Origin of the sequence: Allochromatium humboldtianum (genome assembly GCF_013385175.1) — a bacterium.
In the GTDB taxonomy this organism is placed as follows: domain Bacteria; phylum Pseudomonadota; class Gammaproteobacteria; order Chromatiales; family Chromatiaceae; genus Thermochromatium; species Thermochromatium humboldtianum.
Genome location: NZ_JABZEO010000002.1, coordinates 112480 through 131011, shown reverse-complemented (window position 1 = coordinate 131011; position 18532 = coordinate 112480). Strand labels below are relative to the sequence as shown.

The window sequence follows — 18532 nt, the reverse complement described above, 5'->3', positions numbered from 1 at the left end:
CGCGTCTCTTTCTTCCGTGACATGCCGAGTAGAGCGACAGCAAAACGCCGCCCGACCCTTGGCAAGGATCGGACGGCGTGCGGTTGCGAGCGGTTCAGACCGCCGGTTGCTGTGGGCGCAAGGATTGGACGATATCGGCCCAATCGACGCTTTTACGGTTGCGTGCAATCGCCGACTCCGGCAACCGCACGGCGGTGGCGATCCCGACCGCTTCCAAGCGGTCGCGCAAGGCCAGAGCGGCCAACTCACCGGCTCGGCTGCGATCCCGATCGGCCCAGATGGTCAGACGGCGTAAGCCGTCAGGCGGCTCGAACCGTTCCAGGAGCGTGGCACTGACCGCCGCCCAGACCGGTTGTCCGGACACGCACTGGGCTGCCAGCGCGGTTTCGATACCCTCGGCCAGCCCAAGCTCGGTCCGGAGCGGGGCCAGGCGGATCGCGCCACCGGCCAGCGGCGCCAGGGGCGTCATCAGTTTTCTGGGATGACGAACCGGCGCCTTGCCGCCTCCATCCGGTGCCAGATAGGTTCGATGCAGCGTCAGACCACGCCCGTTGATCCCGGACACCCGCGCCAGCATGGCTGGAAAGTAGCCCCGGCAACGACCCGACTCGTAATAGGCCAGATGCGGATGGAAGCGCACGACACGCGGGTCCAAACCGCCGAGCCTCGCCTCCAGCCCCCGCTCCTCCAGATAGCGCCGCAGTGGCCAGGCCAGGGGGTCGAGGGGATCGCAGGTCTCGTTCCACAGCGCCAGGAGCCGTCCTCGGCTCGCCCTGGGTGCGGTTGTCACGGTAGGCGTGGAGGGTGCCGGTCGGAGGCCCGATCCCGTGCCGCCATCCATCAGACCGAGCTGTCTCGCCACCACGTCGAGCACCCGTGGAAAACGCCAACCCGTCAGCCACATCAGTAACGCAAACCCATCCGGGAAGAGGCCGCAGGTGTTGCAGACGCCCCCGCCCCGCTCATCGAGGTCACGAAACAGCCGAAAGCCATCGTGACCGCCATGCACCGGACAGGGCACATGCCGACCGATGCGCGCCAACGCCATCTCCAGCACGGGCGCGAGTTCAAACAAGAGGCGACGCCACTGGCCACGGGCCTGGGCGCGAATCAGTGCGGTGTCGAGTTGCATCGAAAACGCTCCTATGGCTCCGACCGTGTCCCCTTCCCCACAAGATTCGAGGGATGGCGTGACACGGCGGAGCGGTTGGGTTGGAGATCAGGAGGCCCGCGTGGGAGCGGGCGATCAGGCGCGGACTAGAGTTCGCCGCGTTCGGCCAGGGAGGTGCAGGTCTCGCCGACGATGATGTGATCGAGCACCCGGATCTCGACGAGCGCCAGAGACTGGCGTAACCGTTGGGTGATCTGGAGATCGGCGGCGCTCGGCCTGGAGTCGGCCGAGGGATGGTTGTGGTAGAAAATGGCTGCTGCCGCATTGTGTTTCAGGGCGGCCTTGACCACCTCGCGCGGATAGACCGAGGCGCCATCGATGGTGCCGCGAAACAGCTCCTCGATGGCCAGCAGACGATGGCGCACGTCGAGCCACATGACGCCGAAGACCTCATACTCCAGATGGCCGATACGCATCCGCAGATAGAGCTGCGTGTCCTGCGGGGACTGGAAGGCCTCACGCGGGATCACTTTCAGGCGTCGCTCGATGATCGCCATCGCTTGCTGCACAATCACCGCCTCCTCGTCGGAGGGCACCGTGCCGTAGGACTGGTGCTCCTCGGTGGCGATGCGGTGAGCCGATCGGGTCAAACGCTGGGATGTTCTAGACATGGGTCGGTCCTCGAACAGCGGAAGCCCCGCCCCCAAGGGAGCGCGGCTCCCCAGGGGGTTGAAGCCCGCCTGGAGGCGGGCTGTTGAAAGACCCGCGCAGCGGGTCGGTGGTGGGCGGGCTTGGTGCGATGGCCTACACCAGCAAACGCTCCGTCAAACGGAACAACCGCGACTTCAGGTCGGCCATGGATTCGATGACCTGGCTGTGGCGGAACAAGGGCGAAACATCGTACTGAATGCCGATCCCCACCAGCTCGATCCCGGCCTGTTCGCATTGCTCCAGGATCGACAGGGCCAGTGCCCGGTCATTGGGATCACCGTCGGTGAGGGTCAGCACCAAACGCCGGGGTTCCGGACGCAACAGCAGATCGGCCGCGGCATACCACAAGGCTTGTGCCAGGGGCGTCCCGCCGCGCGGATGGCGGTCAAAGGCGCCGGCCCGGCTCGCCACACGCTGTCCATGCTGGACCAGACGGGTGACGGTCTCGTCAGTGCCGTCATCGCCGGGAAAGGCGGTGACCGCCACCGAGACACCGGGAATGGCCTCCAGGGCCAAGGCCAGCGCCAGCGACGCCTCCAAGGCAATCTGATAGGCGTAGCGATTGGCCGAGACCTGGCTTCCCATGGACCCCGACAGATCCACGAGCAGATGCACGGCGGTATTGGGCGCCGGCTGCTCGCGATGACGGGCAAACAGCCGTGTCTCGCCCAGACCGACCCGATACAGACGCCGGGTCATCAACTGTCGTCCACGTTCGACGGCGCACGGATGTTCCAGACGGCTCGCCTGGACCAGGCCCTGGAGCCGGGCGATCAGGACACGCGAGGTACGGCGCACCTGCCCCAACAACAGCGTCGCGCTCACCGAATCGAGCGTGGCGTCCTCAGCGGCCGGTAGCCGTACCACGCCGGCACTCTCGGTGTCGGCCTGGCCAAGCTGCCGGCGGACGCGCTCGAACAAATCGCCCTCCAGCGCATCCGCCGTGGCCGCCAATGTCTGGCGGAGCCGTTCAGCGGCTGTCCCGGATGGCGTTTCTCCGCCCGCCCCGCCGGCCGTGTCATCGCCTGCCGCTTGGTCCATCGCGTCCGGGCCAGGCCCGTCGGCGGCGGCTTTCTGACTTGGACATCCATCGGCATTCGGCGGCGTTTCCGTTTCCGCTTCAGCCTCAGCCTCAACCTCAACCGCATCCGAACTCGGTGTCGGATCGGATGCCCCGGTCGAGGACTCGTCCCTATCACCGGTCTCAGTGCCGGTCGCTGTTGATGTCTCAGCGGCGGACGCCGAATCGTCGTCGCCATCGGCGCCGTTCGTGTCGTCTGACGACGCTCCGGGCGCGGGTGGCGGACTGGATTCAGCCGCCGTGGCTTCATCCTCCAGCAACGCCTCGATCCGGGCCGCCAACAGGGCCGCTTCGGTCGTGCTCTTCAGCCCCGCTGCCTGACTCATCAGACCCATCAGGCGATACACCAGCGTGGCTGGAAAGGTCTGACGCAGCACCTGCTCGGCCTGCCTGGCCGACTCGGCCAGGGCCTGTTGCCCCAACACGCGCCAGCGCAGCGCCAGCAGCAGATAGCCGCTCAAACACTGGGCCGGATGGGCGTCCGTGGTCGGAGTCTGCAACTGCCCGGTGGCCAGCATCCAGTCGATGACATGCTCCAGGGTGGTTTGGGTACCCGGATAGTCACGACGGATCGCCTGTTCGATGCGCACGTCCTCCAGGACATTGAGCAGATGCTGACGCAGCGGCGAGGCGCTCGCCTCACGCTGGAACACCGTCATGTCGGTGTGTCGGACATGGCTCGCCTCGTGGGCCAGCAGCCCCCAGGCGACCGGTCGCAACGCCGACTCCGGCGGCAGATCCGGCAGCCAGATATGTTGGCCGTCGGTGCAGGCGTCACGACCGCCCACGATGACTTGCACGCCGAAGCGACGTCCAAGGGCAGTGGCCACGATCGGCATGGCCTGGGTCAGGTTCTTGATGGTCATTGGCGCTCTCCAGGATTGAGGCCGCGCCGCCCCAGCGGGGCGAACATGGCCCCGATGGGTGAAAGGGCCACCGAGATCGGTGGCCCGTGGTGAACCCCGGCCTGACGGCTGGGATTGGGATTAGAAGAAGCTATCGAACACGTCGAGTACGACCTCCTCGGGCATCACCGGCGTGGCCGGCCCGCGCGTCACCACGGGGGAAACGAACGCCTCGGAGACGGGCGGCTCAGGGGCCGGCAACAGATCCAGTGCCGGCGGTTGCGGGAGGGGTGCGGCCATCACGGGCACGGGTGTCAGACCGGCGCCGTGCTGGGCCAGGCGCCGCTCATCGCAGAGCAACGACCACAGCCCGAAGCCTTCCTGAAACAAGGCGCCGGTGATCGGCCCCTGACGCGGCACACGCTGCAAAAAGTCCTCGACCAGCTCCAGGATCGGCGGAATGCGTGGATCGATGAACGACAGCACCCCGAGCTTGTCCTGAATGCGCCGGAAGGTGCCCAGCGCCCGCTGGCTGAGGCTGTTTTGGCCCACCAGGCTTTTTTCGAGCGACACCGCGATCTGGGCGATCTCGTGAAAGAGCGTGTGACCGATCTCGGCCACATCCTCGGCCAGTAGCGCGTCCTGTCCCGGAGCCGCCTGGATCACCAGCGGACGAAAGCGGAACGCAAACCGCGTTCCCACCCGGTCAGCCGGCTCGACCGCCGCGCGCAATTGCCGCTCCCAGGCGGGATGGCGTTTGATCCAGTCGGCGATCTCCTGATCGTACTCGGCCAGGAAATGCTCACGGGCTTGCTCGAAATCGCGCTTGAGCGTCCCCAGGACGTCATTGAGCGCCTCCAGCTGGTCATTGGGCACCAGAAACCCGCCGAGAAAGCGGGTTCCCACACGCAGGCAGGCCCGTTCGGCCTGACCCTTGAGCGTGTGAAAGAGGCGCAGGGCCTCAGGATTGCATAAACGCTTACTGCCGAGTGACACCAGGTCGGCCGACGGAATCTCTCCGTCCGGCAGCCCCAGATCATCGGCGCGCAATTTGCGCCGTCCCGACCAGATGCTGACCGTGAGGACGATCAGCGACAGGCGTTCAGTCAGGGTGATGAGAGTCTCGGTCTGCGTGCGCATGGATCAGCTCCCGCCGAACCGACGCCACCCCCGATGGGCAGGCGGCGCCCATCGGCTGCTTGGGTTGAGGATTGGTTAGAACCAGTCGTTGCTTACATCCGTCACCAGCCGTGACCAGTCGAGCTTCAGGCCTGGTGAGACGGTTCGTGAGCCGGCCGGAGCCGGGTGTGTGGCACCGACCGCTGTCGGACGGGTCTGGCGGCCGGTGTGTTGCGTCAACGGGCGCCAACCCAAATCGACATAGCCCTTGCGGATCTTGCCGGCGATGGTCTTGAACAACTGTTCCTGATGGCTCGCCGGATACAGGCGCTGCTGCACCAGCCGTCCGGCTCGCCCCCAGCGCACCTCCAGTGTGCCGTCGGCCCGACGACGCCAGGCCCACTCCTTGGCCGAACCATCGGCGTTGATGTAGCGGTAGAGTTGGTAGGTCTCGCTCATAGCAACGTATTCCCCTGCCACAGATCGCCCATCACATCGGCGGCGATCCGGTGGATCGCCTCGCGTTGCTCCGGGTCGGTCCGTGCCGTCAGGGACTGTTCGAGTGCGTAAGCGATCGGCTGGGGCGCGCCGCGAAAGGTCAGCGCCAGCCGTGCCCAGCGCACCAGGGTGCGCGTCGAGAGCGTGACGGTCAGTTCCGCCGCACACTCGCCCTCACCGAGGAACAGCCGCCGGATCTCATTGGCGACCACGATCATCAGTCGCCCGACTTCGGTGGGCAGACTGGGCACACAGCTCTCCAGCACGCCCAACTCGACGTCCGGGGCCAGATACCCCACCTGCATGACCCGAAACCGGTCGAGCAGCGCCAGATTCTGGCGTCGTATCCCCTGATAGAGTCCGCTCGGATCGCCGGCCCCGGCCGAATTGCCGGTGGCGAAGAGCCGGAACTTGGGATGGGGTCGGATGATCTCCCCACCGTTCTGGGTGATGACCAAGGGCTGGCCTTCGATCACATCATTGAGGCCCGTCAGCTCGGCGGGGTCCATCAGGTCGATTTCGTTGAGGATCAGCAGATGTCCCTCACGCATCGCCACCGCCAGCGGTCCATGGACGAAGACGGTCGAGCCGTCGATGAGCACGAACTGCCCGATCAGATCCGACAGTTCCAAACGCCCATGACAGGCCACCGATTGCACCGGCCAGTTGAGCCGGGCGGCGACCTGACAGATCAGCGAGGTCTTGCCGCTGCCGGTCGGACCGGTCAGCAGCAGGGCATCGCCTCCAGCCTGGCGCAGAAAGGCCAGCAGCGACGACAGCCCCTGACGAAAGACATAGGGCGTGCGCACGGGGATCTGCGGATGCGTCGCATCGGCAAAGCCCTCGATGGTCATACCGGCCGGAGTGGCCACCTCAAAGGTCTGAGCAATATTGAACGATTGCGTGGTAGACATGCGTCCTCTCCATAGAAACCGGGAGAGGACCGCCCCCCAGGGGAGTCGATCTCCCCCGGATGGGTGAAGGCCAGTGGTGACTGGCGGTTGGTGCGCGGGTTCAGGATCGCCCCCGCCGGCGAGATGAAGCACTCGCAATGAGCACCTCAGCAACCATTGTCCGTTCACGACCGCAGACGTTCGGGAAGGGACAGGGGTCGCCGATCAAGACCGTGCCCCGGCTGGGGCACGGCGTGTTTCAGTTCAGAAATAGCCAAACGGCTCCAGGGCCGTGGCCGGTTCAGTGGTGTCGGGCGCGCTGTCGCGGCGTCGGCGTCGCCGCGGGGCATCCGCCGGCTCCGGCGACCCGGTCACGGGTTCCTCCTTGAGTGTGACCCGGACACGCTCACTGGCCGGGCGTCGATAGGCCTCCAGCTGCGCCGGTTCCAGCTCCGGATGGAGCTCGGCCAAGGCGGCGGCATAGTCCACGCTGCCCTGTTGCCGGTAGCGCTGCACCCGCAGGCCATCCTGCTCGGCGAGCAGGAAGTCGCCCATGAGTTCGACCAACGCCTGCTGGGCCTCGGCCAGCTGGCCCTTGAGCGCCTTGAGTTCGGCCTCGATGGGCTGGATCCGGCGGGCGGTGTCACGGTAGTGGCTCGACCAACGTTCCCAGTGCATCCGCGCCTCGCCGTCGGCGATATAGCGATCGCGTTCGGGATCCGGCGGCGGTTCCTGGCGGGTGCGCACGGCTTCGGCAAACCGGAGACAGGCGGGAATCAGCTCTTGTTCGATGAAGGCGTGATCACGCACGATCTCGAACTCCAGTGCCGTGGCCTGGTCGCTGACCGGATCGAAGACCAGCCAGCCACGCGCGGCCTCGGCGATGGCGATCTGAAACTGCACCTGCACCCAGTAGAGCCGATAGGCCTGGCTGTCGGCGCCCTGACTGGCGACCGCCTCCCAGGTCTTCTGGGCCGGGATCTTCAGCTCCACGGGTTCGCCGACGTCGTTGAGGCCATCGAAGGAACAGCGCAGCACCGGATGCACACTGGATTCGGCACAGACGGGCAACAGCAGCGTGTCGTGACGCTGTTCAAACCCGCGTCGAGCCTGATCCTCCAGGGCGAGGCCCCGTTGCACGAAGGGATTGTCCGCCAGGTCCGCCGGGGCGCATTGCCCGGTTTTTTCGGCCCATAGCCGCCAGGGGGTCTGATACGGCGAGCGGCCCAGGATCACGGCCGCTTCGGAGGCCGTCACGCCCTGGGCGCGCCAGGCCAGCCATTGCGGTGTGCGTTGCGAGAGATTGACGATCTTCATGGTGGTCTCCGGATGGCGAGACACCCCTCCCCACGGGAGCGGTGTCCCGTGGGGGATCGACCGGTCGGACCGGTCGGGTTGATGACGGCTCAGGCCGCCTCGGCCAGACACTCCTGTTCGGCCCGGTTCAGCTCGGCCAGGGCATGTGCCAGGACCGGGCCGTCGAACCGACTCTTGAAGTAGTCCTGCGCCGAGGCCCAGGCCCGACTCTTGGCCGCGCGGATGATGAGTCCCTCGATCTGGGTCAGGGTCTCGGTATCGAGCTCCGGGGCCGCCTCGTGCTCCGCCGCCGCTTCAGGTCGAGCCTCTTCGGGGCGACCTTCGGGGACGGCAGGCGCGGCCACCGTCATGGCGACGAGATCGCCATCGATGGTCTTGCCGGCCATCTCCTCGGCGGTGTAGCCGGCTTCCTCGGGAAACGCGGCACGCAGACTGGCGGCCTTGGCACACTTCAACAACTGACCGCGCGGGCGTTTGACCCACATGGCCGTCGGCACCTCGCCGCCACTGAGGCGTGAATAGGTTTCCTCCCAGAAGACCGTTTCGGTGAAGGGGCAGCGCAACCCGCCGACCAGGCGGTAGACGGTCACTTCGCACCAGGCCGGAAACGTGACCTGCACCTGCATGTCCTGCCAGCCGGCTTCGGTCTTGCTCTGCCCGGTGAAGATCCGGGTCTCTTCCGGTCCGAAGCGTGCCGGCTCCATGCCGGCCCATTGGCCGGTGCGGGCGGCTGTGGTCTGCACCTCGGCGATGCCGGGCCAGACGGTTTCCACTTCGCGTCCCAGGGCACGGTTCCACATCGGGACCACATGCACCGGGCGCTTCATGACGTCCAGTCCGCGCGCTTGGCAGTAACGTACCGCCAGCAGGACGCCCTCGACCGTCTTGGCGGTGGGAAAGATCGAGTCGACCAAGACCTGCCAGGTCGCCGCTTCGAGTCCGGTTTCGTCCAGGGCCTGTTGACTGATGGCCAGACGGCAGGCCGGGGCCATCGTCTGGGGTTGGTTGCGTTTACTCATGGGGCCTCTCCTCAAATGCCAGGGGGCACACCGTTCCCAGGGGGGCGGTCGTGCCCCGGTGGGGTGGATTTCAGCCGGCGCGTTGTCGGCGCGGCGGCCGGTTCAGGTGTTACAGGAGGTGGAGCGGATCTCCGAGATCCGGGATGTCAGCCTTCCAGGCTGGGCGTTGAGGATCGGCGTGGCCGCTTGCGCGCGAGCGCGTGCCAGTCGCTGAGCGGCTTGCAGGAGTCGCGGCCAGCCGGGTAGCTGGGCAAATGCCGAGGCATGGGTATAGGCGGCGACACCGGTGGCGAAAAAGGCGACCGTGCGTAGCGCACGGATCGAGGCCGTGGTGGTTTTCATGGATCGTCTCCGAGGATGGGCAGACGTCCGTCCCCGGCTGGGGAGGACAGCTCCCCACGGGGTTGAACAGCCGGTCGGAACCGGCCGATGGTGCGCGCGGTTTTGTGAATCGCCCGCGCGAGCGATGACAGGATCTCCAACCGGGAGATCACGCAAACAGCTGTGGTCTCGGGGCCGATGTGTCAGGCACGGCAACGCCGAAGCGACAGGGGTTTGGCGTAATCAGGAACAGGGCGGATCTGACGTGCGGGCGCACGTTGCCTGAGGATTCCCGGCAGTCTGGTCGGGATCAGACGTCGTCTGGCGACGCGGGATAGGCGCCAGTAGTTGGCGCAGGTGGTGCGCGGATTTGAAGCCTCCGCCGGCTGATTTCAGGAGCGTTTTCTATCATGCCTGCACTAGAGAGGCAACCCCTTAATTTTAAACCGCTTTAACTATCGTACTGGGCTTGGTATGCGCCTGTACTTCGTTTGCCGTCGATACCAGGGATTGAAAAATTTAGGACTCAGTGCGTTGATCCATTCGAAACTGGCCACACTGACCTGGGGACTGGCACAACAATCTAAAAATTTCCGGGGACTTGATATGGTTGGGGTTTCGGAGGTCAGTCATACGTCATCCTGCTGGTCTGAAAATCCATTGCCCATCGTCAGAGGAAGTATCAAGCCGGATTATTGTCAGCCGAGCAACCGCCCTGCAGCATCGACGAAGGGATAGGGGCCATCGTAAGACCCAATCATGACACCATGGGTCACGAGATGCCCGTCATGCCACCAATGGAGCAGATAACCGGGCGGCTCCAGGCTGAAACCACCGGCGGTGTCCGTCCGAAAATCGAGCGCGACCTGATGAGCCGGGCTCGGACAAGTCGAGACACGCCGGCCGCCGACCATCGTCTGGATGTTGCGATGCAAATGACCGCAAAGAATCATCTCGATCTGCGGGTGACGTGCGACGATCTCGGTGAAACGCTCGCGCCCGTGCAATCCGATCTCGTCCATGAAGCCGATCCCGCTCACGAAGGGGGCATGATGCATCAGCAGGATCGTCGGCCGCGTCCTTTCGCGCTGGAGTTTCTCGTCCAGCCAGCACAAGCGTTGCTCGCATAGCTCACCCCCACCTGCCATTGGCACATGAGTGTCGAGCCCCACGATACGTAGCGGATATCGATCATCGATCGAAAAATGCAGGAAACCGCTGGCCGGCAAATAACCATCGTCGGCAAAGGCGGTCCGCATTGCTTCGCGTCCGTCGTGGTTTCCCGGCACCATGATGATCGGTTGCTTCAGTGGCGCAAGCAGCCGCTTGAGATGGGCGTACTCTTCCGCACAGCCGATGTCGACCAGGTCACCGGTGATCACGATCAGATCGGGCTGTGGATTGAGTCGGACCAGGTCGGCCACACAGCGGCTCAGCATGTACGCGGTATCGACACGTCGGTAGGCCAGTTCACCGGGGCGCTTGATGTGGGTATCCGAGAGTTGAGCGATCAGCATCAGAGCTTCATTCCACCTTCAGCACGACTCCGACGGCTTCCTGACCGGCCAACAAGAACTCGCAATCATCGTCCACCCCAAGTCCCATGAATGGCGCGACCACGGGTGCCTGGGGCGCCACACACATCACATTCACGCCATTGAGACAGGCCGCCATGCCCGCGCCGTCTGGAACGAGAAAATAGCCCTGAATCCGCTTCTCGCCTTCCACTTCGACCTCCAGCATGAAAAACGCGCCCATCTCGACGATGGCGAAGCGTACATCCTCGTCGGACAGCTTCTGTATCAAAGCCTCGCAGACGGCGAGATCGTCCTGCAGCCCGATCAGTCGGATCCGATGCCCGGCCGCCAGCGATTGCGCCTCTTCCTTGAAGGTGTCGTAACGACTCTGCATAGCGCCTATATGGCTATTTGCTTCCATTTGAGCATCTTTGACGCCCAGCTCAGCCTGTTTTTTCATTTCAAGCAGACGTGAACGAACAAGACTCAAAGTGGCAATTTTTTCTTGATTGAGAGTCAATTTTTAACACCATTCGACTGAATTTCTGTTATTGGAATGCCCGGCCGAATATCTGGTCGCAGACTGCGGACGGACTCAAGCCAGCTGTGTTAATCTGAATCAAATCCTGCATGGATTTGAACCTTTGCTCGGACAGAGTCAACACGTCTGTTCTGTGGTCGGCAGGATTAACGATGCCTTCAGCGGTTTCCCGGCCATGCAAACGCTGGCGGCGTGTCGCTTCATCCGAAAGAAGCAAAAAACTCAGGTCAGGCCACAATATCTTCGGGAACATCTCGCGAGGGTTGCGAGGCAATGGCGCATCTTGTGGCCACTGGTAGGCCAAGGTGGAATGGATGTAGCGATCACAAACCACATGATGATTCCGCAAGGCGGCCTCGAACTGCGGGCGCTGGCAGACCATGGAGTCCATGTAGAATGCCCACTTGTCAGCGATCTGACCGCTCGCCTCGACCCGTTGACGCTTCACACGCAGTGATGGATCAGGGGTCTGCGTCGCAACTCCCCCGATACGCTCGGCAAGCAGACGGACGATCGTCGACTTACCGACTCCATCCAGTCCCTCGATGGCAATGAAGCGGTAAGCGTTCAGGTCTTTGTCAAGTGGAATTCGCATGATTTATATTTCCAGGCAATGCTGCTTAGGGTGCATTTCGAGCGTTAATGAACATTGAAAACAAGACACTGTAGCCACAAAAATCAATGCCTTCCGGGGCAGCTTTAGGTCGGTGGATAAAAGATCATCACCCTGGTTTTATAATGACCTATCGATGATCTTGATCGATCAGATGCTCCTTTCCTGAAAGCAATGGATACTCTACTGGTCTTTCCCAAGCTCGTGTAGAGCCTGGGTCGCAAGTCCCCAGATCTGGTTCAATTGCTTGTGTAGTACTCCGGCCTCGCGCAGAGGACGCAAAATATCCAATATCAGCCGTAACCACTCCGGTTCATCCTCCGGATCTGCCTCCAGGTACTGGTTCCAATAGCTGATCGCGAGACCTACCCGCAGGTCGGGTCGGCCCGGCTCTTGCTTAACCAGAGTTCGCCAGATCTCCAGCGCCTCGTCGTAATACGCCCGCGCCATTGCTTCATCTCCCGCCGCCTTCGAAAGACGCCATAGGCCACCAAGCGATTTAGCCAGGTCTCCCCAAAAATCTATCCTCGCTGGCTCATGCACCACCAGATCACGGCGGATCTTCAGTGACTCCTGGAAATGTGCCAAAGCGCTCGCGCCGTCACTCTCAGCCTCTGCCAGACTCCCCAATTCGCTGAGATATATCGACAGGTCGTGCTTCAGGTCTAGCCGCTTTGGTTCCTGCTGTATCAGGGTACGCATGATCATCAACGACTCCTCGAAGCACGTCCGCGCCGCGACAACGTCACCCTCAGTCATCGCTAAACGCCCCAGGTTGTCGAGCGAGACTGACAGGCGCCGATAAAAATCGGATCGCCCGGGTTCGAGTACGACTAGGTCACGCATGATTTCCAGTGACTTCTCGAAGTACGTCCGCGCTACCGTAATATCACCCTCTGTTACCGACAAACGCCCCAAGTTGTCGAGCGAGACCGCTAGCTCGCGCTTAAGATCCAAATGCTCGGGATCGGTCGCAATAAGGGCATGACCGATCTCCAGCAACTCCTCAAAGTAGACTCGTGCCATCGTGCCATCGCCCATAATCCACGCTAAGCGCCCCAGGGCGTTGAGCGAGGCCGACAGGTCGCGTTTAAGATCCGTTCGTCCGGGCTCAAGTGTCACCAAGTGACGTATAATTTCCGCTGACTCCTCAAAATACGTCCGCGCCATCTTGCCGTCGCCTGTGGCCTCCATCAGGCGCCCCAGGTTGTTGAGCGAGACCGACAAGTTGCGTTGAAAGCCTGGCTGCCCGGGCTCAATTATCACCAAGTGACGCATAATCCCCAGTGACTTTTCGAAATACGTCCGGGCCACCGTTGCCTCGCCTGTCGCCTCCATCAAGCGCCCCAGGTTGCTAAACGACGCAGACAGGCCATTTTTAAAGTCAGACCGCCCCGATTCCGTCACCAGCGCACGCATGATCTCCAGCGACTCCTCTAAGTGCACCTTGGCCGCTGCGTTATTGCCCGCAGCCTCCATCAGGCGGCCCAGATTATCGAGCGATGCCGATAGTTGGTGTTTAAGGTCGGATCGCTCTGGTTGAAGGGCCACCAGTGCACGTATGACCAGAAGTCGACTCTCGCCAACCTGTCGCGCGACCAAGCTGTAACCATGGTTGACCAGCCAATCCTGGACCTCCCAGGTTGATACAGCCCAGTGTTCGCTTAACTGTGCCTCAGTGAGCGCCCGATTTATCATCGGCGCGATGACGGCTTCGGACGTATCCTTATCTGTTCTGCCGAGCGGTCCGAGCGTCTTCAGCGCGCTTTCAAGCAGACGCGTACGGACGCTTTCTTCATTCAAATCAAGCAATGCAGCTAGTATCTGCCCCTGACCTGCCCGGGCTAGCTCCGCTGTGACGATCTCTAGTGCACCGGCAAGCTCTGGAAAGTCGTTTGACTCAACTGCGTCTGCGCGCTCGGCTTGATGTGCCCAAGCGAGGAGTTCTGCTGCTGTAGGTAACGATCGAGGATGAATCTGCCGCTGGAGTTCGCGCAAAAGCACCTGTTCGCACAATCGCTGATAGGTAAAGCCATAGCCCATCAGTCGTCGCTCTGAACCACGACCCTCCTCTGCTGGACGCATCAGCAGGGAGGCGGAGACCAGTTCCTCCACGGGATCCAGCTTGACCACGCACAGGGCACTTTGTGCACCGAGGCGAGCGCGCCATTCCGTGACCCATGCGTCCGCCTCCTCGATCGGCAGGACGGGGATGCGCCGCTCGAACATCAACCGCCCTAGGCGCTCCAAGTAAGTCGCCATGCCGGGGAGATCGGCTTGCATTCGATCCAGATACGCACCCAGCAAGCGACCTTGGTCCAGGTTCACCGGGAGATCGGTGCGCCCGCGGAACGTCTCGTGGAGCAGATGCAGGTAGAGGGGAGCACGGAGCAAGTGGCGCAGAGCTGGCGCAAGCGCGTCGTAGGGCTGGATGCAACTCAGCTCCGGGCCGCGCTGGCGACGTAGATCGTAAGCTTGTGCCGCTTCTGTTTCGGTAAATGGACGGAGATCCAGATAGGGCACTACTTTGTCGTTCGGAGCGGTAAAGCTGGCCAGGTAGCGGCTATTCGTGAACACCTCGGTACCGTGCAGCAAAAGGTCATGGTGGCGCTGAACCAGGGCATGGTAAGCACCGCTGCGCAGGCTCACAGCAAGACGCAGCCAAGCATGGCGTTCCAGGGCGGGGAGGATGTCATCCAGCGCCTGAATCAAATCAGTGAAGCGGTCAGCTTCATTGAGTGCGTCGAGAATCAGCCAGACGCGCCGGTCGGAATCCAGATCCTCGTTGGCGGTGGTTTCGAGGTGACGGAAGAGGTCGTTAAGGTCGGCGAACTCGCCGCTTCTGATCCCGGCGCGGCGCAGGACGGCCTCGCACAGGGTCTGGCGACCGGACCAAGCGGCATCGCCCTTGTAGGCGTCGGCACCAGACAGGAACAGCACCACATCGCCACGGCCATGCTGGGCGAGATAGCGTTGAGCATCGTCATCGTGGTCTGTGTCGCCATGCAGCAGATGATCGACCCAGCGGGCGAGCAGGGAACTCTTGCCGGAACCCGCCTCACCGAGCAGCAGCAGACCCCGCCCGGATCGATCAAGAACCGCGCGCGCCACAGTTTCCACGCCGGCCCGTTCCAGATAGAGATCCGGGAAATATTTACGTCTGCAAAGTCCGTCGAGGGTATCGCTAGCGGTCACGGCGGCCCAACTGGCGAGGGTCCAGCGGGTGGTCTCCGTGCGCTCTAATTCGAGCTGCACCTCTTTGCGAGCCAAGGCGCGCTGGATCGGCCCGACCAGATGGGGGAAATCTCCCCAATACTTCTGTGCACCGAGCACCACCACCTTCTTTTCGCCGATTCCCTCTACCAGACCGACAGGTTCCATCAAACCGCCGCCTGGGAGTGACTCATGGAGCGTTTCCGCATCCGACGGAACGAACAGCGGGTAGACGGGCAGATCCGCCGTGGGCGTTGAGACCAGAAGGCCGGTTGACCCCCAATTCAGGGCGGTCAGCTCGGGGCTGTCCTCGATCGCAAAACTCAGGTCGGCGTGCGGGCCATGCAAACGGATCGCCCCCGCCCCGTCGCCGAACCGGCGCCACAGGGTGAACTCGCTGCAGGCGAAGAGCCGATGGACCATGGTCTCCACGAGCTCCAATAGACGCGGGAGTCTCGCCAGTTCGTCGCCATCGTCTACCGTGCGCGTCGCATTGCGGTGAGCACGGTTGTTACGCGCCTTCCACAAGGCATCGTTTGGACTATGGGCTGCTGGTCCCTGAATACCTGGGAGACCTGCGAGGAGCGCCAACCAAGGGTGGTCTTTTGGAAGCTTCTTGGATCGGTTCACTTCCTGCCAGGCCGCTACGAGGTGGGGAAAGTGCGTCTCCCGCTCCGGATGTTCCTGCAAACCATTTGACCAGAACTGGCAGAGTCGGTCGCACAGATGGCTCCATTCGTACCAATGGGGCTGACGGAGTCCGCGAATCGGCTTCTGTAGCTGAAAGCAGACCGTGTCGCAGGCCAGATAGTCCGCCAGCAGGAGTAGCGCGGTCGTGCGCATGGCTTGGTAGGCGGCGAAGATGGCATTGTCACTGCGGTCGCGGGCCGATAACTGCGGATCGCGGGCGTGGGCCAGCGGATAGGCTACGGGAAATGGCAGGTTTTCGAGGTCCAGAACTGGGGCAGCGGTCTCCGGCGTTGACGGGGGCGGTACTGCGTCGAGCGTTTCTCCGCACTCCTCGGCGATACAGCGCCAAGATCCAATCCGGTTGAAGAACCGCAAGGTATCCTGACCGCAAGTGGGACAGATGGTGGGAGGTTGTGTCATCGATGTCAGCCCGGGCTATCGAAGATGTTAAAAGATGTCAGTATTTCCGCGCGTCATCAGCAAACGATTCAGTTTGTGGTTTTTATATCGAAACGAGTTTGGTGTAACGGTGTCGTGTCATCCTCTACAACGCCGTCTGAGCGGTGATTTTGAATGGCAATCCCCACATTCGAGAGCCTCAGTAACATCACATTGATATCGTCAATCAGCTTCCTGACAGACGCCTCGTCAATTTCCTGCATTTTTCCTTGGGTGTCAGCATGTGCGGCACGGTTTCTGATACGGATGATCCGGGCGATTAGACTGCCGTCCTGAGAGTCAGGATCCTTGACAAATAAAGACCTGATGTTCTCTCCAGTGCCATCCAGGTGTCCGTAGCGTTTTTGGATTTTCTTGAGCAGGGACACAACTGGTCGTGGCGCGATTTCAGTATTTGAAAGCTGAATCTGTTGGTCGCCTTTGACCGCTAGCGCAAGTGCCATCGAATTGGCATTCAGCGAAATCAGTGCCTTCTCAAGCTCTTCTCCTAGAGCTTTCCGTTGCTCATTCACGCTAACCTGATAATCGCCAATTAGATCGCCAATCCGGTCTAGAGTCTCCCGAAGCTTATCCAGCTTGCCAAAAGTCGCATCCTGAATGTCGATCCCCCAGCGGCGTGACAATTCATAGACCATGGTTTCCAGACTGCGCCCTCCGCGCATGGCGCATGCCGTGAAATGCCCCAATCTGAATTCATCCAGTAAGAACTTCATTTCATGGGCAAGAACTGTATGCGTTTCTGGTGCAAGATCCTTGAAGGTTTCCAGAATGTTCGAAACCTGGCCTTCTACAATCCTGATTGCATCATCAGAAGGAAAAAATGAAGGAAGCGCAGATTTTTCTTTTTGCGTAATCCTGGTGTGAAGTATTGAAAGCAACCCTCCCAATAAACCAGCAGAACCCAGAGAACCAGCCATGCCTAACCCACCATATCCTATGGCTGCTCCGGTAAGTGCCCCGACCGACCCTGTAATGGTGCCAATAGCAATTCCGGATTGAATAATCCGAATGCGCCACGCCTTCATTTCTTCCTGAATTTTTATTGCGACTTCTTCAATTGCTATTTTTCTGACCAGATCACCTTCGATGTACAGGCAGAAAATACCATCTGGCGTTTTCTGCTCCTTCTCAGGCTTTTGATGACTTGGATGCAATAGGATAAGAAACGTCTTGAAGGTGACGCCAAGCTCTTTACTGAGTATCTCGTGTTTTGTTGCCGTCCCAGCAACGGCGGAAGCAAGCTGTTCGGGATTTGGAATGCTCTTGATCTCCACAGATGCTCTCGGCAACTGTGGAAGATAAAGATCGATCCGATGAATACCGCCCGGCAAGTGGAAGTCGCGCTCGGAAGGGATACCCTGATTGCCGAGGGATGCCTGTAGCCGATCCAGGAAATCGCTTTCTTTCAAATCCATCATGGTGACCAAGGAGGATGCCAACTGTCATGGATCGTAAAGCATACACCTGTCAGGAGAGCGAGATGCCAGCCTGGTCCATCAGGCTACCTCCAACCGCATGGGTGGGGTGATCTGAACCGCCTCTGGACGGCGCGGTGGAAACAGAAAGTTCTGCCCCTGCTTGAGGCACCAGGAGGTCGTGGAGGCAGGAAAACCGCAGTTGAAGTTACAGCCCGAGGTGACGATGTAGCGCAACGCGGCACGGTTCAACAGGGCGTCTGGCTCGACGCCGAACTGGCTCCGAATGGTCTGCCGCAGTGCGGCCGCAGGATCCGGGCTGGCGAGGATGGGTGCCAGCGAAAACTCGAGATCCGCCCGTCGGTAACAGAAATTTCCACGCAGATCCGGCGTCACCCGGAAATAGTCCGCGAGCCCCTCCAGGCAGTGATTCCGGTACGAGCAGTTGGCGCAAGGTCCGACATTGAGGCGAGCGGTCTCGGAGCACTTGATCTCTACGAGACCGCCATGCTTGGTGTGGAAACGCCGACGGCCACGTCGACCATCCTCTACACCATCTTCACCAAGGCGAGACTCGCGCAGTAGCCCGGCCCTCACGAGGGGACGGACAACCGCCATCGGCTCGACGTAATGCGCTTGCCGTTCTCTGGCATTGTCCATGGTTTCGTAGAGATCGAGCAGTTTCAGACGCAGGCGGTATTTGTCTACAAAGGCAACGTGCTCAGGCAGGTCGTCGCACAGGCCGCCGATCAGTACCCGATTGATCGACAATGGCAGTCCAGCAGCCAGCGCGGCATGGACGCCATCGATAAAGGTGACGTAGTCGCCAGTCGCCGTCAGGGCGCGAAAGCGCTCGGCATCCAACGTGTGCCAACTCAAGCGCAGACGAGACAGACCCACTTGGGCCAGCCGTGGCGAGAGGCGGGCCAGGCGGGAGCCATTGGTTGTCATCGACACCGCCATCCCGCATGCGGCCAGTTCCCTCGCGAGATCAGCAACGTCCTTGTCCCCTTCCCGCCAAAGGGTCGGTTCAAGCGCCGCGACCTCCACCTCCGGTCGACCACCTGCGGCGCGCCAGCAGTCGGCCAGCCGCAGAGCCTGGAACAAGGGCAGGTAATCCATCTTTGTCGTCGCGTCGTTCATGATCAGGGCACCGGTTGGCAGGGGAT

General features: G+C 61.7%; 15 protein-coding genes. All 15 read right to left on the bottom strand.

What is annotated here, in order from left to right:
• Positions 1–94: 94 nt before the first annotated feature.
• The 15 genes from HW932_RS03040 to HW932_RS02970 all read right to left on the bottom strand — a co-directional run bounded on the left by HW932_RS03040 (position 95) and on the right by HW932_RS02970 (position 18506).
• Positions 95–1132 (bottom strand): DUF7146 domain-containing protein, encoded by a 1038-nt coding sequence (locus HW932_RS03040; protein WP_176975025.1) that lies wholly within the window; start codon positions 1130–1132, stop codon positions 95–97.
• A 125-nt stretch (positions 1133–1257) separates the two neighbouring features.
• A complete protein-coding gene (locus HW932_RS03035) occupies positions 1258–1782 on the bottom strand; it encodes a JAB domain-containing protein (protein ID WP_343046950.1) in 525 nt (174 codons plus the stop codon).
• A 133-nt stretch (positions 1783–1915) separates the two neighbouring features.
• Positions 1916–3769: a VWA domain-containing protein gene (locus HW932_RS03030; RefSeq protein WP_176975024.1), complete on the bottom strand. Its 1854-nt coding sequence runs from the start codon at positions 3767–3769 to the stop codon at positions 1916–1918.
• Between the two features lie 120 nt (positions 3770–3889).
• Positions 3890–4888 carry a DUF3150 domain-containing protein gene (locus HW932_RS03025; protein ID WP_222932208.1) on the bottom strand — a complete coding sequence of 333 codons (999 nt, stop codon included), beginning with the start codon at positions 4886–4888 and terminating at the stop codon, positions 3890–3892.
• A 75-nt stretch (positions 4889–4963) separates the two neighbouring features.
• Positions 4964–5326, bottom strand: a complete 363-nt coding sequence (locus HW932_RS03020; protein WP_176975023.1) for a hypothetical protein — start codon at positions 5324–5326, stop codon at positions 4964–4966.
• The gene (locus HW932_RS03015; protein WP_176975022.1) at positions 5323–6279 is read right to left on the bottom strand and encodes an AAA family ATPase; all 957 of its coding nucleotides are present in this window, start codon (positions 6277–6279) and stop codon (positions 5323–5325) included. The genes HW932_RS03020 and HW932_RS03015 overlap by 4 nt, the downstream gene beginning before the upstream one ends.
• Before the next feature lie 243 nt (positions 6280–6522).
• Positions 6523–7575, bottom strand: a complete 1053-nt coding sequence (locus HW932_RS03010; RefSeq protein ID WP_176975021.1) for a YqaJ viral recombinase family nuclease — start codon at positions 7573–7575, stop codon at positions 6523–6525.
• A gap of 89 nt (positions 7576–7664) precedes the next feature.
• On the bottom strand, positions 7665–8594 hold the full coding sequence (gene bet, locus HW932_RS03005; RefSeq protein ID WP_176975020.1) for a phage recombination protein Bet: 930 nt from the start codon (positions 8592–8594) through the stop codon (positions 7665–7667).
• Between the two features lie 102 nt (positions 8595–8696).
• Positions 8697–8936 carry a hypothetical protein gene (locus HW932_RS03000; protein WP_176975019.1) on the bottom strand — a complete coding sequence of 80 codons (240 nt, stop codon included), beginning with the start codon at positions 8934–8936 and terminating at the stop codon, positions 8697–8699.
• A gap of 677 nt (positions 8937–9613) precedes the next feature.
• The gene (locus tag HW932_RS02995) at positions 9614–10432 is read right to left on the bottom strand and encodes a phosphodiesterase (protein ID WP_176975018.1); all 819 of its coding nucleotides are present in this window, start codon (positions 10430–10432) and stop codon (positions 9614–9616) included.
• A 7-nt stretch (positions 10433–10439) separates the two neighbouring features.
• Complete coding sequence (locus tag HW932_RS02990) at positions 10440–10952, bottom strand: hypothetical protein (protein ID WP_176975017.1); 513 nt, start codon at positions 10950–10952, stop codon at positions 10440–10442.
• Positions 10953–10980: 28 nt separating this feature from the next.
• Positions 10981–11568 (bottom strand): nucleoside/nucleotide kinase family protein, encoded by a 588-nt coding sequence (locus HW932_RS02985; RefSeq protein WP_176975016.1) that lies wholly within the window; start codon positions 11566–11568, stop codon positions 10981–10983.
• A gap of 201 nt (positions 11569–11769) precedes the next feature.
• Positions 11770–15864, bottom strand: a complete 4095-nt coding sequence (locus tag HW932_RS02980) for an ATP-binding protein (protein ID WP_176975015.1) — start codon at positions 15862–15864, stop codon at positions 11770–11772.
• A 113-nt stretch (positions 15865–15977) separates the two neighbouring features.
• A complete protein-coding gene (locus tag HW932_RS02975; protein ID WP_176975014.1) occupies positions 15978–17387 on the bottom strand; it encodes a hypothetical protein in 1410 nt (469 codons plus the stop codon).
• Positions 17388–17444: 57 nt separating this feature from the next.
• Entirely contained in the window at positions 17445–18506 is a 1062-nt protein-coding gene (locus tag HW932_RS02970) for a radical SAM protein (protein WP_176975013.1), read from the bottom strand.
• Positions 18507–18532: the final 26 nt, after the last annotated feature.